Origin of the sequence: Pseudocitrobacter corydidari (genome assembly GCF_021172065.1) — a bacterium.
GTDB lineage: Bacteria > Pseudomonadota > Gammaproteobacteria > Enterobacterales > Enterobacteriaceae > Pseudocitrobacter > Pseudocitrobacter corydidari.
In genome coordinates, this window is sequence record NZ_CP087880.1 from 3,401,673 (window position 1) to 3,425,296 (window position 23,624).

At 54.8% G+C, this 23,624-nt stretch carries 12 protein-coding genes; 11 read left to right on the top strand and 1 reads right to left on the bottom strand.

Features of this window, described 5'->3' with window-relative positions; genetic code table 11:
- The first annotated feature begins 19 nt into the window (after positions 1–19).
- The 11 genes from G163CM_RS15870 (at position 20) to G163CM_RS15920 (ending at position 22,221) form a co-directional block, all read left to right on the top strand.
- The gene (locus tag G163CM_RS15870; RefSeq protein ID WP_231825594.1) at positions 20–1,366 is read left to right on the top strand and encodes a TolC family outer membrane protein; all 1,347 of its coding nucleotides are present in this window, start codon (positions 20–22) and stop codon (positions 1,364–1,366) included.
- Positions 1,367–1,434: 68 nt separating this feature from the next.
- Entirely contained in the window at positions 1,435–3,624 is a 2,190-nt protein-coding gene (locus G163CM_RS15875; protein ID WP_231825595.1) for a type I secretion system permease/ATPase, read from the top strand.
- 25 nt (positions 3,625–3,649) lie between these two features.
- On the top strand, positions 3,650–4,972 hold the full coding sequence (locus G163CM_RS15880; protein ID WP_420851447.1) for an HlyD family type I secretion periplasmic adaptor subunit: 1,323 nt from the start codon (positions 3,650–3,652) through the stop codon (positions 4,970–4,972).
- A gap of 161 nt (positions 4,973–5,133) precedes the next feature.
- Entirely contained in the window at positions 5,134–8,202 is a 3,069-nt protein-coding gene (locus tag G163CM_RS15885) for a glycosyltransferase (RefSeq protein WP_231825597.1), read from the top strand.
- Entirely contained in the window at positions 8,199–8,891 is a 693-nt protein-coding gene (lapG, locus tag G163CM_RS15890) for a cysteine protease LapG (RefSeq protein WP_015966252.1), read from the top strand. Before G163CM_RS15885 ends, lapG begins: the two co-directional genes overlap by 4 nt.
- 9 nt (positions 8,892–8,900) lie before the next feature.
- Complete coding sequence (gene lapD / locus G163CM_RS15895) at positions 8,901–10,844, top strand: cyclic di-GMP receptor LapD (protein WP_231825598.1); 1,944 nt, start codon at positions 8,901–8,903, stop codon at positions 10,842–10,844.
- A gap of 17 nt (positions 10,845–10,861) precedes the next feature.
- Positions 10,862–11,203, top strand: a complete 342-nt coding sequence (locus G163CM_RS15900) for a tryptophan synthase subunit beta (RefSeq protein ID WP_149465127.1) — start codon at positions 10,862–10,864, stop codon at positions 11,201–11,203.
- 395 nt (positions 11,204–11,598) lie between these two features.
- On the top strand, positions 11,599–17,085 hold the full coding sequence (locus G163CM_RS15905) for a retention module-containing protein (RefSeq protein ID WP_231825599.1): 5,487 nt from the start codon (positions 11,599–11,601) through the stop codon (positions 17,083–17,085).
- Between the two features lie 134 nt (positions 17,086–17,219).
- Positions 17,220–18,572, top strand: a complete 1,353-nt coding sequence (locus G163CM_RS15910; protein ID WP_015966256.1) for a TolC family outer membrane protein — start codon at positions 17,220–17,222, stop codon at positions 18,570–18,572.
- A gap of 114 nt (positions 18,573–18,686) precedes the next feature.
- Entirely contained in the window at positions 18,687–20,870 is a 2,184-nt protein-coding gene (locus G163CM_RS15915; protein WP_015966257.1) for a type I secretion system permease/ATPase, read from the top strand.
- Positions 20,857–22,221 carry an HlyD family type I secretion periplasmic adaptor subunit gene (locus tag G163CM_RS15920; protein WP_420851097.1) on the top strand — a complete coding sequence of 455 codons (1,365 nt, stop codon included), beginning with the start codon at positions 20,857–20,859 and terminating at the stop codon, positions 22,219–22,221. Before G163CM_RS15915 ends, G163CM_RS15920 begins: the two co-directional genes overlap by 14 nt.
- 75 nt (positions 22,222–22,296) lie before the next feature.
- Here G163CM_RS15920 and G163CM_RS15925 read toward each other — a convergent pair whose 3' ends face one another.
- Positions 22,297–23,436, bottom strand: a complete 1,140-nt coding sequence (locus G163CM_RS15925) for an N-acetyltransferase (protein WP_231825600.1) — start codon at positions 23,434–23,436, stop codon at positions 22,297–22,299.
- Positions 23,437–23,624 lie beyond the last annotated feature (188 nt).

Below are 23,624 nucleotides of genomic sequence, written 5' to 3' on the forward strand. Positions count from 1 at the left end.
AACGCGAAGGGATAACATCATGAAAAAGCGCGATACGGTTATGCTTGCTTTGTCGTTGCCATTATTTGTCACTGGCTCCGCGCACGCATTAACACTCGAACAAGCCATTAAGAACACTCTTAACACACATCCAGAAGTTAGCGCTTCAATCAATAGTCGATATTCAGCTGACTATGATTTGAAAGCCGCAAGAGGCGGATATCTCCCGTCATTAAATTTAAATGCCGGCACCGGCTGGGAGCAAACCGATAACGCCACCACCCGCGCGGCGAACGATCACCGCCGTAACCTGCACCGTAGCGAATCGTCACTGATGCTGACGCAAAACGTGTTCAACGGTTTTGCCACCACCAGCGAAGTGGCCCGCCAGAAAGCCACCGTTAACTCCCGCGCTTACGGGGTAAGCAACAGTAGCGAAACCACCGCGCTGAGCGCGATTCAGGTCTATATGGATGTCCTGATGCGCCAGCAGTTCGTCAAGCTGGCGGAAGAAAACCTTGCCAGCCATGAACGCATCTTTGATCAGATCAACCTGCGAACCCAACAAGGCGTAGGCCGTCAGGCTGATTACGAGCAGGCCGAAGCCCGTCTGGCCCAGGCGCGAAATAATCTGCTGACCGAGCAAACCAATCTGGAAGATGCGCGCACCAACTTCTTCAGTATCACCGGAAGCGAAGCCGAGTCGCTGAACCAGCCTGCACCGGTCGCCACACCGGGCACCCTCGAGGATGCGCGTAAAGTGATGCTGAACAACAGCCCGCTGCTGAAACTGGCCGAGTCGGATGTTGAAGCAACCCGCCAGCAGTATGAAGCGTCGAAATCCACTTTCTACCCGAATGTGAATATCGAGGCAGGCCGTACCATGGATAACAATATCGATGGCACCCGCGGCCACAGCCAGGAATGGCAGGCGATGTTGCGTATGCGCTACAACTTGTTTAATGGCGGGACGGATAAGGCAAATCTTACATCAAATGCTTATAAATTACGTGAAGCACAAGATGTACGAAATAATGCGCAGCGTCAATTAACGGAAGAATTACGTCTTTCGTGGAACGCATTAAAAAATGCGCAGCAGCAAGTTCCGATTGCGCAACAATATGCTGACCAAAGTTATAAAGTGCGTGACGCCTATCGCCAGCAATTCAGTATTGGCGAGCGTACGTTATTAGATTTGCTCGACAGTGAAAATGAAGTATTCACTGCGCAGCGCAGAAATATTGAAATGCAATACGTTGAATTATTTTCCGGCTATAGAATTAAAGCGCGTACGGGCGAATTACTGAAGTCAATGTCCATTCAACCGCCATCAGCCAGTGAGGCGACCTGGGTTGAGGATCAGCAGTCATTACCGGACCTGAAATAAATTGTTAATACAGAGGGAGCCCGGCTCCCTCTGTATTAACAGCCGGTATTGTTATAAGGACATAAAATATGGCACTACATTCAATCCCCTCTTCCGGCGGCGATACTGTTGATAATCAGGACGATATCGGCATCGACCCACGTACACTTCACGACGATCCATTGCTGGATAGCCTGATGGCCATTTGCATGCTGCATGGCAGTCCGGCCAGTCGCGTCTCGTTAACCGCCGGATTACCACTGGTAAATAACCGACTCACGCTGGCAATTTTCTCACGCGCCGCCGCCCGCGCGAATCTGCGGGTACGCATGCTCAAGCGTGAGCTGAAAAAAATCACCGCCGTCTCTCTGCCCGCCATTTTGTTGCTCAAAGGCAACCGCACCGCCGTACTGCTTGGCTGGAGCGAACACGGCGAGGCGCGTATTCTGCCAAGCGAAACGCTCGGTGGTGAGCTATCGATTGATGCGCAAACGCTGGCGGATGAATACACCGGCGTGGCGTTGTTTATTCAGCCGATGCATCAGCGCGAACGCAGCGAAACAGCGCTCATACCCCGAACCCGAACCTGGTTTCGCGATACGCTAAAACTCTCGCGGACGCTGTACACTGACTCTATCGTTGCCAGCTTCCTGATTAACGTCATCGCCTTGTGTACACCGCTGTTTGTGATGAACGTCTACGATCGTGTGGTGCCCAATCAGGCGACCTCGACACTGTGGGTGCTGGCGATCGGTATCACCGTCGCCTTTCTGTTTGATTTACTGCTGAAAACCTTGCGCAGCCGCTGTCTTGATCTGGCCGGGAAGAAAACCGACATGATCGTCTCGGCGTCGCTGTTCAGTCGAATCACCGGGATGGCGATGAAAGCGCGCCCTGCGCGTCTGGGGAGCTTCGCGCAAAACATCCATGAAATTCAGTCGCTGCGAGATTTCCTCTCTTCACTGACGCTCGCTACGCTTATCGATATGCCCTTCACCCTGCTGATGCTGCTGGTGATTGGCATCATCGGCGGCCCTTTGGTATTTATTCCGCTGGTTGCGTTTCCGCTGGCGCTGGTCGTCAGTTGGCTGATTCAGCGACCGCTCAATGAAACCATCGACGACACCATGAAACTCTCCTCAGAGCGCCAGGCGGTGTTGATTGAAACTCTGAGCGGCCTCGACGCCATCAAAGTGAACAATGCACAAAGCGAGCGTCAGTATCTGTGGGAAAAAACGCTGGGCACGCTGAGCAAAAAAGAGCTGCGGGTAAAAACGCTCTCGACGCTGGCGGTCAATTTTACCGCCTGGCTCCAGCAGTTTTCCGGCGTGGCGATGATTGTCGCCGGGGTCTATCTCATTATTGATGGCAACCTCAGTATGGGCGGCCTGATTGCCTGCTACATGCTGAACGGACGCGCGCTGGTGCCGATGGGGCAACTGAGCGGCCTCGTCACGCGTTATCAGCAGGCGCGCATGACGATGGAAACCACCGAAAGCATGATGGATTTGCCGCAGGAGCGTCAGGAAGATGCGCCTTCGGTCGCGCGCGAAAAATTACAGGGCGCGATTGCCTTCCAGAATGTCACCTTTACCTATCCGGACCAGAAATACGCTTCGCTCCGCGCCATCTCCTTCACCATTACACCGGGCGAAAGAGTGGGTATTATTGGCCGAAGCGGGTCGGGAAAAAGCTCGCTGGCGAAGCTGATCATCGGTTTCTACCAGCCTGACGCGGGCGAAATATTGATAGACGGCATGGATGCGAATCAAATCGACGTAAACGATCTGCGCCACAATATTGGTTATGGCCCGCAGGATATCCACCTGTTCAGCGGCACATTGCGTGAAAATCTTATCTACGGCGCAAGCTATGTCGATGATGACGTCATGCTCCGCGCCTCGCGTCTGGCAGGCGTGCATGAGTTTGCCCGTAAACACCCGGATGGCTACAACATGCAGGTTGGCGAGCGTGGGCTGAATCTCTCTGGCGGGCAACGTCAGGCGGTGGTCCTGGCGCGCGCGCTGCTGCTCGACCCGCCAATTTTGTTGCTCGATGAACCCACCAGCTCAATGGATAACACCACCGAGGACGCAGTGCGCCGCGCATTAATGGAAAACACGCGCGGCAAAACGATGTTGCTGGTGACGCACCGCGCGTCGATGCTGGCGCTGGTTGACCGACTGATTATTCTCGATCGTGGCCGCATTATCGCTGATGGGCCTCGCGATAACGTCCTGGCGGCGCTGAAGAAGGGGCAAATCCATGCGAGTCACTAAGGCTATCAAAGCACTCCTGCGCCGTATGGGTCTCCTCTCCACGGAGAAGCCCTTCACGGTCAATGACATCAACGGCGTGATCACCGAAGGCGCGCCGCGTTCAACACGCATCACCCTCTGGGCCTGCTTTGCGTTTTTCATCGCCTTCGTTGTCTGGGCCTCGTTCGCTCAGGTCGATGAAGTGACGCGCGGCGAAGGAAAAGCGATTCCCTCATCGCGCCTGCAAAAGATCCAGAACCTGGAAGGTGGGATTGTCTCGGAAGTATTTGTTCATGAAGGGCAAATTGTGGAAGCCGGGCAGCCGTTACTGCGCCTGGATGACACGCGTTTTCGTTCCAACGTGGGTGAAAGCGAGGCCGATCGCAATGCGCTGATTGCGCGCATCTCGCGCCTGCAGGCGCAAATTGACGACAAACCGCTGGAAATCAGCCCGGAAATTGAGCGCGATGCCCCAGGCATCGCTAGCGGCGAGCGCGAGTTGTTCAACACCCAGCGCGAACGTTTCCGTAGTGAGATTTCCGGCCTCGAAGAACAGCTGTCGCAAAAACGTCAGGAGCTGCTGGATTTCGAAGCTAAAAAGGTGCAATTCCGTAACAGTCTTGGCCTGCTTCAGCAGGAGGTGCGGATGTCGGAGCCGTTGGTTGCCGCGGGCGCTATCTCGAAAGTCGAAGTGCTGCGTTTGCGCCGTTCGGAAGTGGAAACCCGCGGCCAGCTCGATTCGGTGATCTTGTCGATCCCGCGCGCGCAATCGGCGATCAAAGAGATTGAAAGTAAGATCGCCGAAGCCAAAGGTCGCTATCGCAGCGATGCGCTGGCGGAGCTCAACGAGGCACGCACCAACCTGAGCAAAACGGAAGCTTCCGGTAAAGCGATTGAGGATCGGGTCAACCGTACGCTGGTCACCTCACCGGTACGCGGCGTGGTACAGCAACTGCTGGTGACAACCATCGGCGGCGTTATCCAGCCGGGTAGCGAACTGGTGGAGATCGTTCCGCTGGACGATACGCTGCTGGTTGAAGCAAAAGTACGCCCGCAGGATATCGCTTTTTTACATCCGGGCCAGCAAGCGATGATCAAGTTTACCGCCTATGATTACACCATCTATGGTGGGCTGAAGGGTTCACTGGAGCACATCAGCGCTGACACCATCACCGACAAAGAGGGTCGCAGCTTCTACCAGATCCGCCTGCGCACGGAGCGTAACCATCTCGGTAATGAAGAGAAACCGCTGTTGATCATTCCGGGTATGGTGGTTTCGGTCGATATCATGACCGGCAGAAAAACCGTGTTGAGCTACCTGCTGAAACCGATTTTACGCGCCAAAGCCGAAGCCCTGCGCGAAAGGTAATATCACGCCAGGACGGCATCAGCGTCCTGGCATATAACTCGATCGGTTTTCTGAAAAAGGAAGTCCCGCACTAATCCATGCGAATGCGGAATATCCAGGCCGAACACTATAATGTTATCTTATAAAATACAGGGATTTTCTTCGCGCAGCAGGATACCGATATGTCATTGAGCCATTTGCTCGCGCAAACCCGGCCTCTGGTTGAGCAATTTAATATTGCCGCCGATGCTTCTCACGTTCCGGGTTATGTGCTCTTTTTTAGCGTGAGTAATGGTCAGGAACGTGCTCACATCGAACAAGCCCGTGGTGATACGCTGGACAACGCCTGGATTGCGGGCGCAAAAGCGTTGCAACGCTGGGCACAGAAGCAAACCACGCAACCTTGCTGGCTGCGCGTGGATGTCGTCAACCACGTTGAAGCACTACGCTGGGATGCGCTGCAAAATAAACTGCGCAAAACCAAGCGTAACTATTTCCGCTTTGGCCTGAGCTTCAGCGAAAGCTTTGAACACGCCCTGCTTGAGCAAGAAATTGCCGCCAACGCGCTGCTCTACGTGGGCACCGAAGGCGTCGCTACGCCTAACGATAAAAATCTGGTCAGCTATACGCGTCAGCGTTTTGGCAGCGAACGGCACTGGCCGGACGCACCGGAAAAAATCCTCTGGCGTTTTACCACCCTCGGCGCGTTCAGCGATGGTAATCGGGCATATCCTCTTGAATCTGCCGGGCCCCATTCGGGCTATCGCCAGCTCCCGCACTGGCAGGATGAACTGGAGCCGATGATCCACTCGGCCAGTGACTATCTGGCGCGGCAGGTTAAAAAATCGGGCCGCTTTCATTACGGCTGGTTCCCCTGCTTCGATCGCGCGATCCCCACCTATAACGCTCTGCGCCACGCCAGCTCGACCTACGCGCTGTTAGAAGGCTGGGAAGTCACGCAGAACGACACGCAGTTTGCCGCCATCGAACGCGCGCTACACGATCTCGCCAGCGAGCTTATCCGCACCTGTACGTTGCCCGACGGCAGCGACGCCGATTTTCTGGTCGACACCGGCGATGAGATAAAACTCGGCGGCAACGCCGTGTGCATTCTGGCGATGGCGAAATACAGCGAACTGACGGGAAATGAGCGCTATCTGGCGCAAATGGAACGCCTGGCGAACGGCATTGCCTTTATGCAAAACGCCGAAAGCGGCGCATTTGTTCACGTACTGCATGCCGCCGATCTTTCGCTGAAAGAAGAGCAGCGCATTATTTACTACGACGGAGAAGCTGCCTTCGCGCTGATGCGTCTGTATGGCCTGACCAAAAACCCGCGCTGGCTGTCAATTGTTGAACGGGCGATGGACAATTTTATCGCCCGGAAACACTGGCAGGCGCACGATCACTGGTTAAGTTACTGCGTGAACGAGCTGACGCGCTATCGTCCGCAGGCCCGCTACTATCAGTTCGGGCTGGACAACGTGCGCGATCACCTCGATTTCGTGCTGAAAAGAGTGACCACCTACCCGACGCTTCTGGAACTGATGATGGCGGCGCAACGCATGATTGAGCGTCTGCAGAATGATGAAACGCACCGGCATCTGCTGGCCGATTTTGACGTCGATAAATTTTACCGCGCGCTGGAGTACCGCGCCCGTTATCTGGCTAACGGCTTTTTCTGGCCGGAACTGGCGATGTTTTTCAAAAACCCGCAAAAAATTGTCGGCAGTTTTTTCATTCGCCATCACAGTTATCGAGTGCGCATTGACGACGTCGAACACTATCTTTCCGGCTATGTGGCCTACCGTAAATATCGCCTCCAGCAGGCCAAACCTCAGCAACAACTGGTTTTCCTGTGCGGCAATTTCCGCCATGAAGGCAACGGAATTGAAATCGCCTCCATCCGCCGTTGCGCGCTGTTTATTCGCCAGCTTGGCGTTTCGCCGTGGGTGATCACCTCCAGCTGGAACCCGCAGCTGGCACGCACGGTAGAGGCGCTTTATGAAAGCGGAAAACTGCCCGCACCGGTTAACGCGTTGACCGTTTATGACTGGCTGCCGGCCATGCTGGAGCGCGGTGATATTCGCCCGATGCAGGAACTGCGCCCCGGCACGCGTGCACAAACGCGTAAGGACAGCCGCAACATTCTCGCGGCCCGACGTTACGTCAACGGGGAGGGCAATCTCAGCCACGAAGATTTTGTCCATCTGCCCACGCAGAAAATCGTGCTGCGTCGGCACTATCGCTCTCTGAAAGGCACGGCATATCTTTCCGCCATTGAGCTGCGCTTTACCGACCATGAACGCCGCTATGCGAGCGAAGAGGCGTTCGCCGCCGCCATGTTGGCGCATAATCTGGACAGGCAAACCACGTGGCATTTTCTGGTCGATAAAAATCTGCCGTGGCGGGAGTTTGTCTCTTCAAAACCCAAAAACTGGCTGAATGCGACCCTGACGTCGGTGATTCACTCGACGCATCAACGGGAAGACGGTGAGTTTAAGCAGGCATATCGACATGTGTTGCGCGACGAAACGCTGCTCGACCGTATTATTGTGCTGACTGACGCGCAAAAGAATGATTTGGCGCAGGTTATCTCAGGAGCGCAACGCATGCGCACCATTCCTAATCATTTATCCCCGCCGTTACCGCTGAACGCGGTGACAAAGACCACAGGATATCGAGTCCTTTGTATGGCCCGCTACTCTCCGGAAAAGCAGCATCAGCTTCTTTTCCGGGTGTTTGCTCAGGTTGTAGCAAGCATTCCGGAGGCAGAACTTCACACCTGGGGATACGGCCCGTTAAAAACACAGCTGGCGCAATGGGTTATAGATAACCATCTGGAAAATAACATTTTCGTCCACGGTCTCACTCACGATCTCGAAAGTGTTCATCAGCAGTCAAATTGCGCGGTACTAAGTTCCAGTCTGGAAGGTTTCCCTCTTTTTTGCATGGAGTCACTCGCCCACGGCACGCCGCTGGTCAGTTTTGACATCCAGTATGGCCCGCGCGATTTGCTGGAAAATTCCGGTGCCGGAATTCTGGTGAAACCGAATGATGAAACCGCGCTGGCAGAGGCGCTGATCGCGGTTTTACAGAACCCGCAGCAACGTGCGCAAATGCAGGAAAACGCCCTGCGCCACGCCGCGCGCTATTCTGAACAACAGGTTGCCACACTCTGGCAGACCTGGTGGCAGGAGATGCAGGCACTAGCCTCCCGTGAAAATAAAGGGGTCGAGAACCGCGCGTGAACGTTCGACTGAGCCGTCGCACACTCTGGCAACGCTGGCTGGCATTCTGGCTGGCGCTACTGCTCGTGCTCTCACCTGGCCTCGGCGCCAGCTGGGATTTCAACACCATCAACTCGCGCAGCCAACAGCTCTACGGCCCCGCCACGCCAACGGCGCAGCGCAACATTGATGAGTGGGCGGCATTGCTTAAAAATCCGCCGCAGGGCACTATTCAGGATAAATTAAACCGCGTTAATCAGTTTTTTAATTCCCGCATGCGTTTTCGTGATGATATCGCCGTATGGGGGCAGCAGGATTATTGGGCAACGCCGATTGAATTCTTACGCAAAGGTGCGGGCGACTGCGAAGATTACGCGCTGGCGAAATATTTCACCCTGCGTGAATTGGGCGTGCCCGCCAGTCAGCTTCGAATTACCTATGTTAAAGCGTTGCAGTTAAATCAGGCGCATATGGTTGTCGCCTGGTACGCCACGCCCGACGCGGTACCGTTAATTCTGGATAACTTAAAAACCGCTATTTTACCCGCGACACAGCGTAATGACCTGCTGCCGGTTTACTCCTTCAACGGCGAGGGGTTATGGATCCCGCAGGCAGGTAAAAACAAGCGCGTGGGCGACAGTAAAAAGATTTCTCGCTGGCAGGATCTTCTCACCAAGATGCGTGCAGAAGGATTTGTAATTAATGAATAGGAAGTAGCCATGTCTCTCTATAAACAGCTACTCATTGGTATTTGTCTGTTCACGGTCATCATCTTCTGCGGCAGCTTTTATGTGACGCTGGAGAGTTCGCGCGAACAGTACCACAACCAACTGAGTGCGCACGCACAGGATAGCGCCACCGCACTGGGCCTTTCGCTCACGGCCAATATTGACGATCCGGTGATGACGGAACTGATGGTGAATTCCATCTTCGACAGCGGCTACTTTTACCGGATCCGGGTTGTCGATATCAAAACCGGCAAACCGCTGATTGAACGCCAGAACACGCCGCAAAGCGCCAGCGTCCCTAACTGGTTTGTGCGCATGGTACGTCTGAACCCCGGCCAGGGTGAAGCGGTAGTGATGCGCGGCTGGAACCAGGTGGCGAAAGTGGAAGTGATCAGCCATCCGATGTTCGCGTTGACGCGCCTGTGGGATAGCCTGGTCGCCAGTTTCCTGCTGTTAAGCGTGTGCAGCATTCTTTGCGTACTGGGCGCGATGTTGATGCTACGCCGCAGCCTGCGCCCGCTGAATCATATTGTCGATCAGGCGCTGGCGATCAGCCGCCGCGAGTTCCTCAATCTGCCGGAACGCCCCAAAACGCCGGAGCTCCGCCGGGTTGTGGAAGCCACCAACATGATGGTCACCCAGCTTAAAGCGCTGTTCAGCGAACAGGCCACGCGTACCGAAACGCTGCGTCAGGAGGCCTATAATGACAGCCTGACGGGGCTGAACAACCGTCGCTCATTTGATATTAAACTCCAGTCGCGTCTGAGCGATGAAGAACACGCCGCGGGCCATCTGATTTTACTGCGCGTGCAGGACCTCATCGGCTTGAACCAGCGCCTCGGCGGGGCTAAAACCGATCAGTTGCTGGTTGCCGTGGCCGATATTCTGAACGAGCTCCAGCAGCGATTTTTCCATAACGAAGGTTTCCTGGCGCGTATTCGCGGCGGTGAGTTCGCGATTATCGCGCCCCCGATTTTGCCGCAGGAGATGGAAAATCTTATTGCCACCCTCAGCACACAATTAAAAGCGTTGCATGAAACCGGCATGAGTGACGTCACCCCCGTCGCCCACTTCTCGCAGGTGAGTTTCAATATGGGCGATACGCCGCAGGCGCTGCTGCGTCAGGCCGACCAGGCGCTGGCGATGGCGGAAACGGAGATGCGTTTCTTTGCCGACACGCAGGCACCACAGGAAGTGGAAAACGAAGACGATCACCATCACTGGCACACACGTCTGGAAACCGTACTGGCGAAAGAGAGCTTCGAGCTTTTCTCCCAGCCCGTATATGAGTGCAACAATAAAAACATCATCCTGCATCAGAAAATCCTCGCCCGCATCAAGACACCGGAAGGTGAAATCATCCCCGCCGGACGCTTTATGCCGTGGATCCACCGCCTGGCGCTGAGCCGCCGGATGGACATCGTCATGCTGAAACAGACGCTGAAAGCGATGGAGAAAAGCACCCAGCCGCTGGCGCTGAGCATCAGTGGCGAAAGTGTTGCCGATGAGGAGAGCATGAACGCGCTGCTGCAACCGCTAAAAGGCGCGCGCCATCTCGCGGGCCGACTCACGCTGGAGCTCGATGAAAATGAGCTGCCGAATCCGGAGCAGGTCAGCCTGCTGGTACAAAAACTCAATACGCTGGGCTGCCGTCTGGGCATTCAACACTTCGGCGGGCGTTTCCATTTGATTGGCAACCTGCCGCAGTGGGGGCTGGCGTGGATTAAAGTAGATGGCGGCTATATTCGTCATATCGATCAGGAAGAGGACAAAAAACTCTTTATCGAAGCCATTTACTGGGCGACGCGTCAGATCAATTTACCGTTAATCGCTGAGCGAGTGGAAACGGAAGGTGAACTGGCCGTATTGGAAAAAATAGGTTTGTATGGTGCAATGGGACGATATTTTAGCGATGCCAGCACTCTCACTAAATAATTCTCAGGAGCATAATCATGCATTTTATCGAACGTGACAGTGAGGGTCGGATCGTCCGGGTGGAGCCTGCTCCATTCCCCGAATCGACTGAACAGAGCCATGAAACCACCGCTGAAATTGACGAGTGGTTAAAGGTTAATACGCTGCGTGCCGCCACGCTACAGCAGTTGCAGCAGAGCGATCTCGAAATGGTCCGTGTCCTTGAGGATCTGATTGAGGTGCTGATGAGTAAAGGGGTGATCAGCATTACCGATCTCCCGCCTGCGGCACAAAACAAATTGCTCAGCCGCGCGAAAGCCCGACAAACGCTGGGCGGGCTGGAAGATTTAATTGGCGAAGAGGAAGACCGGCTGATTTAAAGCGGGTTAATCGTAGATTAAACGCATTCAGGTATAACGCCTGAATGCGACACGATTTCAATATTCGGAAATACCTTACAATACGCCCGGATTTAATATAAAAATAGTTAGATTGCTTGCTAATGATTAGACTTAAATATCTCTTCCCCGAATTTTACTTCAGATTCCTACCAATCCCTTATTTAAATCAAAGAAAACTCCTAAGCATTCGGTTATTTTATAAGTAAATTCGCATTGATTTTTCAGTTAATTATTTAATATTCCAATATTTTCTTATAAAACCCAGCAAATTGGCCTTCTGGCCGTCTATATGTCAACAGGTTTCGTTGATATCATCGAATGACAGGGACGAAAACACAGGTGTACGGGTCACGTAAAGAGTCAGGAGAAACATCATGAGCGCTATAGTCGGAACAATTAAAGCGATAATAGGACAAGTTTTCGCTATCGCCCCTGATGGAAGCCGGCGTCTGCTGACTGAAGGTGATCACATCCTGAGTGGAGAACAAATTGAAACCGGCCCCGCTGGCGCGGTGACCGTCTCCCTCGCGGACGGCAAAACCCTCGATCTGGGCCGCGACACCCACTGGGACAGTAACGGTATTGCCCCCGTCTCGACACCTGAAGTTGACCCGACCGACATTGCCGCCATCCAGCAGGCCATCGCTGACGGACAGGACCCGACCCAAATTCTAGAGGCTACCGCCGCTGGCCCACAACCCGCAACAGGGCAACCCGGTGCCAGCGGAGGCGGCTCACACACCCACGTTATTCTCGATCTAACCGGTGAAATTCTCGATCCGAATGCGGGATATCCAACGACCGGGCTCGATTTCCCTGATGATACTCGCGAAGAAGAACTGACGCTGCTGGACAGCGACGCGGATGCAGATTCTGACGCGGACAGTGACTCCGATTCTGACAGTGATTCAGATTCGGATAGCGATTCCGATTCCGACAGTGACTCTGACTCCGACAGCGACTCTGATTCAGACAGCGACTCTGATTCAGACAGCGACTCTGATTCAGACAGCGATTCAGATTCCGACAGCGACTCTGACTCAGACAGTGACGCCGATTCAGACAGTGACTCGGATTCGGACAGTGATTCTGACTCCGACAGTGACGCTGATTCCGACAGCGATTCCGATTCAGACAGTGACTCTGACTCGGACAGCGATTCTGACTCGGACAGCGATTCTGACTCAGACAGCGACTCTGATTCGGACAGCGATTCTGACTCAGACAGCGACTCTGATTCAGACAGCGATTCAGATTCCGACAGCGACTCTGACTCAGACAGTGACGCCGATTCAGACAGTGATTCAGACTCCGACAGCGACTCCGATTCGGACAGTGACTCTGACTCCGATAGCGACTCGGATTCGGACAGCGATTCAGATTCCGACAGTGATTCCGACTCGGACAGCGATTCAGATTCCGACAGTGATTCCGACTCGGACAGCGATTCAGATTCCGACAGTGATTCCGACTCGGACAGCGATTCAGATTCCGACAGTGATTCCGACTCGGACAGTGATTCAGATTCGGACAGCGACTCAGACTCCGATAGCGACGCCGACTCGGACAGCGATTCTGACTCAGACAGCGATTCTGACTCAGACAGTGATTCCGACTCGGATAGCGATTCAGACTCCGACAGTGATTCCGACTCGGATTCCGACAGCGATTCTGACTCAGACAGTGACTCTGACTCCGACAGCGACTCGGATTCCGACAGTGACTCCGATTCAGACAGTGACTCGGATTCCGACAGTGACTCTGATTCAGACAGCGATTCAGATTCGGACAGCGACTCAGACTCCGATAGCGACTCAGACTCCGATAGCGACTCAGACTCGGACAGCGATTCAGACTCCGACAGCGATTCAGACTCCGACAGCGATTCTGACTCAGACAGTGATTCCGACTCGGATAGCGATTCAGACTCCGACAGTGATTCCGACTCGGACAGCGATTCTGACTCAGACAGTGACTCGGATTCCGATAGCGACTCGGACAGCGATTCTGACTCAGACAGTGACTCCGATTCCGATAGCGACTCGGATTCCGACAGTGACTCAGATTCCGACAGTGACTCAGATTCCGACAGCGACTCCGATTCCGACAGCGATTCAGATTCCGACAGCGACTCGGATTCCGACAGCGACTCGGATTCCGACAGCGACTCAGACTCCGATAGCGACGCCGACTCCGACAGTGATTCTGACTCAGACAGCGACTCTGATTCCGACAGCGACTCGGATTCCGACAGTGACTCGGATTCCGACAGTGACTCCGATTCAGACAGTGACTCGGATTCCGATAGCGACTCGGATTCGGACAGCGATTCAGATTCCGACAGTGATTCCGACTCGGACAGCGATTCTGACTCAGACAGTGATTCCGACTCGGACAGCGATTCTGACTCAGACAGTGACTCGGATTCCGACAGTGACTCCGATTCAGACAGTGACTCGGATTCCGACAGTGACTCGGATTCTGACAGCGACTCTGACTCCGATAGCGACTCGGATTCGGACAGCGATTCAGATTCCGACAGTGATTCCGACTCGGACAGTGACTCCGATTCCGACAGTGATTCCGACTCGGACAGCGATTCTGACTCCGATAGCGACTCGGATTCGGACAGCGATTCAGATTCCGACAGTGATTCCGACTCGGACAGTGACTCCGATTCCGACAGTGATTCCGACTCGGACAGCGATTCTGACTCAGACAGTGACTCGGATTCCGATAGCGACTCGGATTCCGACAGCGATTCTGACTCAGACAGTGACTCCGACTCCGACAGCGACTCGGATTCCGACAGTGACTCGGATTCCGACAGTGACTCCGATTCAGACAGTGACTCGGATTCCGATAGCGACTCGGATTCGGACAGCGATTCAGATTCCGACAGTGATTCCGACTCGGACAGCGATTCTGACTCAGACAGTGACTCGGATTCCGATAGCGACTCGGATTCCGACAGCGATTCTGACTCAGACAGTGACTCCGATTCCGACAGCGACTCCGATTCCGACAGCGACTCCGATTCCGACAGCGACTCAGATTCCGACAGCGACTCTGATTCCGACAGCGACTCTGATTCCGACAGCGACTCCGATTCCGACAGCGATTCAGATTCCGACAGCGACTCGGATTCCGACAGCGACTCAGACTCCGATAGCGACGCCGACTCGGACAGCGATTCAGACTCCGACAGCGATTCAGATTCCGACAGTGATTCCGACTCGGACAGCGATTCTGACTCTGACAGTGACTCGGATTCCGACAGTGACTCGGATTCCGATAGCGACTCGGATTCGGACAGCGATTCAGATTCCGACAGTGATTCCGACTCGGACAGCGATTCTGACTCTGACAGTGACTCGGATTCCGACAGTGACTCAGATTCCGACAGTGATTCTGACTCAGACAGCGATTCTGACTCTGACAGCGACTCCGATTCTGACGCCGATAGCGATGCTGACTCTGACAGTGACTCGGATTCCGACAGTGACTCAGATTCCGACAGTGATTCTGACTCAGACAGCGATTCTGACTCTGACAGCGACTCCGATTCTGACGCCGATAGCGATGCTGACTCTGACAGCGACTCTGACTCTGACGCCGATAGCGATGCTGACTCTGACAGCGACTCCGATTCTGACGCCGATAGCGATGCTGACTCTGACAGCGACTCCGACTCTGACGCCGATAGCGATGCTGACTCTGACAGCGACTCCGATTCAGACGCAGATAGTGACTCGGACTCGGACAGCGATTCAGACTCCGACAGTGACTCAGACTCAGACAGCGACTCGGATTCCGACAGTGACTCAGACTCCGACAGCGACTCGGATTCTGACAGCGACTCGGATTCCGACAGCGACTCAGACTCCGACAGCGACTCGGATTCTGACAGCGATTCAGACTCCGACAGCGACTCCGATTCTGACAGTGACGCAGATTCCGACAGTGACGCCGATTCCGACAGCGACTCGGATTCTGACAGTGACTCAGACTCCGACAGCGACTCCGATTCTGACAGCGACTCCGACTCGGACAGCGACTCCGACTCGGACAGCGACTCCGACTCGGACAGCGACTCCGACTCGGACAGCGACTCCGACTCCGACAGCGACTCCGACAGCGACTCCGACAGCGACTCCGACTCCGACAGCGACGCCGATTCCGATTCCGACGCCGATCACTCCATCACCTTAGAAGTCGATTTCAGCGGCACTGAATCCTCAAAGGTCACCGAAATCAACGGCGGCAGCGGCGATCCTAACGGCTACGACGTGGATGAAAATGGCAATATCGTCGCCATCGGTGAAAACGTGATTCTATGGATCACCGAAGGGGATATCGAGGCGGGACGCGTTTCCGATCAGATCCCGAAAGATCAAATTAAGGTCTATACCAACGGCAACCCGTCGGGCGATGAAAGCCACAGCGATGTCTTCCTCGTTCACGAAGGCAGCGGCTACTGGCAGGACGGAAACTTCCGCGACCTGAACTCAATTAAAGGCAATACAACCTCTGCCTCCGGTCCAAATGGCGATGCGCGTGACACCATCTATGTTCAGGATGATGGTCAAGGCTGGCACGCCGACAAAGGCCCGGCGAACGTTAACGGCAATATTAACTATGTCGATAACGTCACAATCACCATCGGCGACAAAACCATCGTTCAGGGTTCGAACTCAATCTCGGACGTCACCTCCTCTGACGGCGGCCAGGGCTGGGACCCTAATGCGCCGGAAAGTAAAACGTCCTGGCATTACGAGCTGTCGCTGGATGCGTCCGTCAACGGTGGCGGCGAGCACGACCAGATAACGTCCATTACGCTCTCCGGCCTTCCGCAGGGTACGATTGAATATAACGGCCAAACGTACACCGTCGATGCTAACGGCCATGTGGTGATCGACGTCGATGACACCACCAATCTGAACGCCAATATCACGCTGACCACCGACAATCAGGTCAATCTGGATGACGTGAAGGTGGATATTGAAACCAGCGTCAACGGCGAACACCACGACAGCGGGGATATTGCCGTCAGCGACGATCACCATAGCATTACGCTCTCCGGCAGTGATGCAGAGACGTCAACGACACAGGAGAGTCATGATGCGGATGTGCTGACCACCTCCGCCGATGAACATCATGACACCAGCGATAGCGACACGACGCACGATACGCAGTCGCAAAGCGAAACGACGGATGCAACGCAAAGCGTGGCGGCGACGTCCAGCGAGCTGGTTGACGAGCAATCCCCTCATCACGACGTCGCAAGTCAGGAAACGGACAATACCGCAGACACGCACGCGTCGGTCGCGGAAAATGACACAACGGTCAGCGGTGACGATACGCAAACCGAAAGCAGCGAGGCAGACAACTCGCACGCCTCGCTTATCGATAGTGAAGATCTCTATCTGACGCAAACAGAAACTGTCGCCGATAGTGCATCAACGCCAAATGATGCGGCCACGGCTGACAGCGCCACTGAGACCTCGTTAAGCAACCTCGTGGGGGGCGAAGATGCTTCCACAGGAGAAAGTCAGACGGTAACCGCGAATGTCGCCGAAAGTGCAACGGACAACAGCGACGCCGATCACGGCGACAGTCCAGCCAGCGCCACAACGCTCAGCAGTGAAGAGCCGCTCAATTTCAGCGATATTATCCACGATGAAAGCAGCGACGACGACCTGGGCAAACTGCTGCCTGTGGCCGACGTAAGTGCCGAAAGCAGCAATGCAACCGACCAGATCGTCTCGGCGGATTCAGCGGCTGACGGAAACGATGCCTATACTGGAGGGGACGACGCGCACGTCGATAACTTAATCGCCAAACCCGATACCGACTCCTGACCACGGTAAGCCTCTCGTAGCCGATGCGCGCGAGGGGCTGATTCTGCCCAAAACGCACATGCGGAGAGTGGGCAAGGTCTCCGGCAAGGAAAGCGCTCAGGCCGGAGAATTTAAGAAACGATAAGGACAATAAAATGCACTACCGCGATCAGATCGCTTTCGGATTAACGCTTTCATTATTGACGTCAGGGTATGCCTGCGCGACGACGCTTGAGCAGGCTGTAAAAGAGACGCTGATTACGCATCCGCAAATTAGCGGCTCCATCAATAGTCGTCATTCTGCCGATGAAGATTTAAAAGCGGCCAAAGGCGGTTATCTGCCTACGCTGGATGTCTCTGCCGGCACCGGCTGGGAGCAAACCGATAACGCCACCACGCGCGCTTCGGGCGATCACCTGCGCGATTTGCACCGCAGCGAATCGAGCATCAACCTGAGCCAGAATCTGTTTAACGGCTTTGCCACCACCAGCGAAGTGGCGCGCCAGAAAGCGACCGTCAACTCGCGCGCGTTCACGGTGATGAATACCGCAGAAAGCACCGCGCTGACCGCCATCCAGAGCTATCTCAACGTGCTGATGCAGGAGAAAATGGTCAGGCTGGCGGAAGAGAACCTGAAAAACCACGAACGCATTTTCGATCAGATCCGCCTGCGCACCGAGCAGGGCGTTGGTCGCCAGGCTGACTATGAGCAGGCAGAAGCGCGTCTGGCCCAGGCGCGTAACAACCTTCTGACGGAGCAAACCAATCTTGAAGATGCTCGCGCCAATTACTCAAGCGTGGTAGGCCGTGAAGCGACCGACCTCACCAACCCGCAGCCGTCAAAAATCCCGGCCTCGCTGGAAGATGCAAAGAAAGTGATGCTGGATAATAGCCCGCTGTTGAAACAGGCGGATGCGGATGTAGAAGCCACGCGTCAGCAGTATGAAGCGGCGAAATCGCGCTTCTACCCAAGCGTGGATGTCGATGTTGGACGCCGGATGGACAATAACGTCGACGGCACGCGCGGCCACGATCAGGAGTGGCAGGCGATGGTGCGCATGCGCTACAACCTGTTTAACGGCGGCAGCGATCAGGCACAACTCACCTCCTACGCCTACAAAATGCAGGAAGCGCAGGATGTGAAAAAGAATGCGCTGCGTCAGCTCAACGAAGAGTTGCGCCTCGCGTGGAACGCCCTGGTGAACGCGAAACAACAGGTGCCTATTGCGAAAGATTATGCCGACCGCAGCATGGTGGTGCGAACCGCCTATCAGGAACAGTTCAGCCTCGGCGACCGTTCGCTGCTGGATATGCTCGACAGTGAAAACGAAGTGTTCAGCGCGCAGCGCCGCTACGTGGAACTCGAGTATGTCGAAATGTTTACGCACTACCGCATCAACGCCCGGACGGGCGAATTGTTAAAAGCACTGAATATTCCGGCCCCTTCCGCTGCCCAACCGGTGGAAGAGATGAAAACGTCGAAAGTCGACCTGCCGGAATTGAAGTAACGACTCAGGGATGTATGGGTGATACCCACAGGTGTACAGACGGAAAACTTCAGCCATATTGAAGGATTCCGTCCGTATGCGCCCTGCGCTTTTTCGTTTATGTAAGGTCAGACGATGGCACCTCAAACTGATTCAGTTGGTAACTCTTCTCCGGAAAATAACAGCACCCGCTACGATCCCCAGCACAGCCACGATGACCCGCTGCTGGATTGTTTACTGGTTGTCTGTCAGCTTCATAACATCATCACCAGCCGCAATGCGCTGACCGCCGGCCTCCCTTTAGAGGAAAATCGTCTCACGAAAAGTACCTTTCCGCGCGCGGCACAACGGGCCGGACTTAAAGCCAGAGTCATTCAGCGCCCGCTGGATGCCATCTCTGCTATCTCGCTACCCGCAATTTTAATTCTAAAAAATTCGCAGGCGGCGGTGCTCATTGGCTGGGACGAACAGAAGCGTGCCCGCCTGCTTTCCGCGGAAACCCGGGGCGGCGAAATCACCGTCGCGCAGGAAACACTGGCCGCCGACTACAGCGGTCAGGTGATATTTATCCAGCCGGAACATGAGTTCGACACCCAGCCGAACGCCTCTATCCCGCGAACAAAATCCTGGTTCCAGGACACGCTGAAGCTGTCGAAGTTTCTCTATCTCGATTCCGTTGTCGCCAGTTTCCTGGTCAACCTGATCGCGCTTGCCACGCCGCTGTTCGTGATGAACGTCTACGATCGCGTGGTGCCAAACCAGGCGACCGCCACGTTATGGATGCTGGCAATCGGGATTACCATCGCCTTTGCGTTTGATTTCGTTCTGAAGATTTTGCGCGGCATTTGCCTCGATCTGGCGGGTAAAAAGACCGATCTTATCGTTTCGGCGGCGCTTTTCGAGCGCCTGCTGGGCATGAAAATGAAGCTTCGCCCCAGCCGCGTGGGCGGCTTTGCGCAGAACTTCCAGGAGTATCAGTCCGTGCGCGATTTCCTTTCGTCGCTGACCCTGACTGCGCTTATCGATCTCCCCTTCACGCTGATTATTTTACTGGTCATCGGCATTATCGGCGGCCCGCTGGTGTTTATCCCCATCCTGGCCTACCCGATTGCCGTACTGGTGAACTGGATGCTCCAGCGCCCGCTGCTTGCGCAGGTGAAAAAAACCTATCGCCTGGCCAATGAACGCCAGGCCATGCTGGTAGAAACCCTGACGGGGCTGGACGCCATCAAGGTCAACAACGCGCAAAGCGAACGGCAGTATCAGTGGGAACAGGTGATTGGTAGCCTGAGCAAGCTGGAACTGCGGGTTAAATCGCTCTCTTATATCGCGGTCAACTTTACCAGCTGGCTGCAACAGTTTAGCGGCGTGGTGATTATCGTCGCCGGGGTGTACTGGATTATCGCCGGTAACCTCAGCATGGGCGGTCTGATTGCCTGCTACCTGCTGCAACGCCGCGCAATGATGCCGGTGGGTCAGCTCTGTGGCTTAATTACCCGCTATCAGCGTGCCAAAATGACCAAAGCCACCATCGACAGCATGATGGACCTGGAGCAGGAAACGCACAGCGAGGAAGTCCCGCTGAAGCGCGAGACGCTCTCTGGCGCGCTGGAGTTCTATGATGTCTCGTTCCGCTATCCGCAAAACCAGTTTGTCTCGCTTAACGGGATCTCACTGAAGATTGCTCCCGGTGAAAAAGTGGGGATTATTGGCCGCAGCGGTTCGGGAAAAAGCTCGCTGGCGAAGCTGCTGGTTGGGTTTTATCAGCCGGACGCCGGTACGGTGCTGATTGATGGCATTGATGCGCGCCAGCTTGACGTCAACGATATTCGCCACAACATCGGCTACGCACCGCAGGATATCCACCTGTTCAACGGCACGCTGCGCGATAACCTGTTAACCGGCGCCAGCTACGTCGATGAAGAAACCATGATCCGCGCGGCGACGATCGCTGGCGTCCACGAGTTCGCCCGTCGCCATCCTTCCGGCTACAACATGCAGGTTGGCGAACGCGGGATGAACCTCTCAGGCGGCCAGCGTCAGGCGGTTGCCCTCGCCCGCGCACTCCTGCTCGACCCGCCAATCTTGTTAATGGATGAGCCCACCAGCTCGATGGATAACACCAGCGAAGACCTGATCAAAAAAGCGCTGACGCCCATCGTCAGCAATAAAACGCTGCTGCTGGTGACCCACCGCGCGTCGCTGTTGACGCTGGTTGATCGCCTGATCATCCTCGACAACGGCAAAATCATCGCTGATGGCCCGAAAGAAAGCGTGATGAACGCACTGAAAAAGGGGCAAATCCATGCAAACCGGTAACCTGCTTAGCCGCCTGATGAAGTGGCTGTTTGGCGATAAAAACACCTCCACCTTTGCTGCTAACGAAGTGAACAAAGCGCTGCTCGACGACTCCCCGCGCGTGGTGCGCATCACCCTGTGGGCGATTCTGGCATTCTTTGTGGTTATGCTGACCTGGGCTGCGCTCGCCGATATTGATGAAGTGACGCGCGGCGATGGCCGGGCTATCCCGTCATCGCGCCTGCAAAAAGTGCAAAACCTGGAAGGCGGTATTGTCTCGGAAGTGTTTGTCCATGAAGGCGAAATTGTTAAGGCTGGCGCGCCGCTGCTGCGTCTGGACGATACCCGTTTCCGCTCGAACGCCGGGGAGTCGGAGGCCGACCGCCTGGCGCTGGAAGCGCGCGTTCAGCGCCTGACCGCACAGCTTGCCGATAAAGAAACCCTCGAACTGCCGCCGGAAATCGCGCAGAAATCGCCGGATATCGCCAACGGAGAAATGGAGCTTTTCACCAGCGTCAAACAGCGGATTCAAAGCGAAATTGGCGGGCTGAACGAACAGCTGGTGCAGAAGAAACAGGAGCTGCTGGACTACCAGGCGAAAGCCAGCCAGACCCGCCGCAGCCTTGGCCTGCTGCAACAGGAGATCAGCATGTCCGAACCGCTGGTCGCTAAGGGGGCGATTTCGAAGGTGGAAATCCTGCGCCTGCGCCGCTCGGAAGTGGACACGCGCGGTCAGCTGGAGTCGGTGACATTAGCGATCCCGCGCGCGCAGGCGGCGATAAAAGAGATCGAAAACAAGATTGGCGAAACGCGCGATCGTTATCGCAGCGAAGCGCTGTCGCAGCTTAACGAAGCGCGCACCGATCTCAGCAAAACGCAGGCTTCTGGCAAGGCTATCGAAGACAGGGTGAACCGTACGCTGGTGACCTCGCCGGTGCGCGGTGTCGTGCAGCAACTGATGGTCAACACCATCGGCGGCGTTATCCAGCCGGGTAGCGATCTGGTGGAAATCGTCCCGCTCGATGATACCCTGCTGATTGAAACCAAAATTCGTCCGCAGGATATTGCGTTCCTGCACCCAGGCCAGGAAGCGATGGTGAAATTCACCGCCTATGACTACACCATCTATGGCGGCCTGAAAGCTACGCTTGAGCAGATAAGCCCGGATACGGTGACCGATAAAGACGGGAAAAGCTTCTATATCGTGCGCCTGCGCACCGAGAAGAATCACCTCGGCAGCGATCAAAAACCGCTGCTGATCATCCCCGGAATGGTCGCATCGGTGGATATCATTACCGGCAAAAAAACCATTCTGGCCTATCTGCTAAAACCGATTCTGCGCGCCAGAGCGGAAGCCTTCCGCGAGCGATAATCGTGTAAACCGCAATGCCGCATCAGGCCTACGAGATTCCGTAGGCCTGATAAGCGCAGCGCCATCAGGCAAAATTCAGCGCAATTGCCCACCTAACTCCTTCTCATACAACCGATAACGTTTGTAAGGCACCGCACCTATTTTCTCAAGGATCGTCCGCATCCCCGTATTGGTTTCCAGAATCCAGGACATCTCCAGCGCATCTATGCGGCGCTTCGCAAACGGCGCGCGCAGCGCTTCAATCAGTAATAGCGCAATCACCGGGCCAATGCGGCTGAACTGGTGCTCTTTACAAATACCCATCAACGGCACGCGTGCCGTGCGTACGCCGCTCACTTTTAAGCGCCATAGCAGCTTCGCCCAGCCAAAGGGAAACAGATGCCCGTTTAAATCGGCAATCGCTTCATTAATATTGGGCATGCCTACGATAAAACCGCAGGGCGTGGCGTCGATCTCCGCAATGTAGATCATGTCATCAGGCACCAGAAACTTCAGCTGATTGCCCATCTCGGCGAATTCACGTTCGGTGAAGGGCACAAACCCCCAGTTATGCTGCCAACCGGAGTTAAATATCTCGCGCAATATCTGCATCTCTTCGGCGAAGCGTTTTCGGTCAATGCAGCGAATTGTCACTTTTTTACGTACCTGATCCATCAGCCGGGTGAGCGAAGGGGAGAACGTTAAATCAGTACGTTTCATCCAGTAGGCAAACAAATCAATACCTTTGGTGTACCCCTGTTGCTCTACGCGCGGGCCATACCAGGGCTTGCCGTGCGGCATCATCACCGAAGGTGGCGTGTCAAATCCGTCAACCAGTAAGCCACTTTCCTGATTAATGTTCAGGCTAAAAGGACCGGTAATTTTTCGCGCGCCTTCCGCGATTAACCACGCCTCTGCGGCGGAAAACAGCGCCCTGAAAACCTCCGCATCATCAATCGCATCAATCATCCCGATATGCCCGCTGTCATCGCCATAGCGCTCGCGGTGCAGGGTGTCGATTTGCGCGGTAACTCGCCCCACCAGCACACCGTTTTTGCGCGCAACCCACGCCCGCCAACGGATATGTTCGGTACCGGGGTTCTTCGCGGAAAGATGCTCTTCGCGTTCAATCATCAACGGCGGGATCCAGTTGGGATCGTCGCCATAAAGTGCAGACGGAAAAGAGATAAAAGCCTGACGCTCGCGCTTACTCACCACTTTTTCAACGCTAATCATAAACAACCCGCATTATATATTTTAAAAAATAATACCAATGAATAATTAAAATAAGAGCATCTCAGACTACTAAAAAATCCGCATGATAGATTTACCATAAATGCCTGTGAAACCACTTATTAATTGATAAAAATAATAAATAAAGCTAATACGTTACGCGCGGTGAATATATCATTAAGACGACAAAA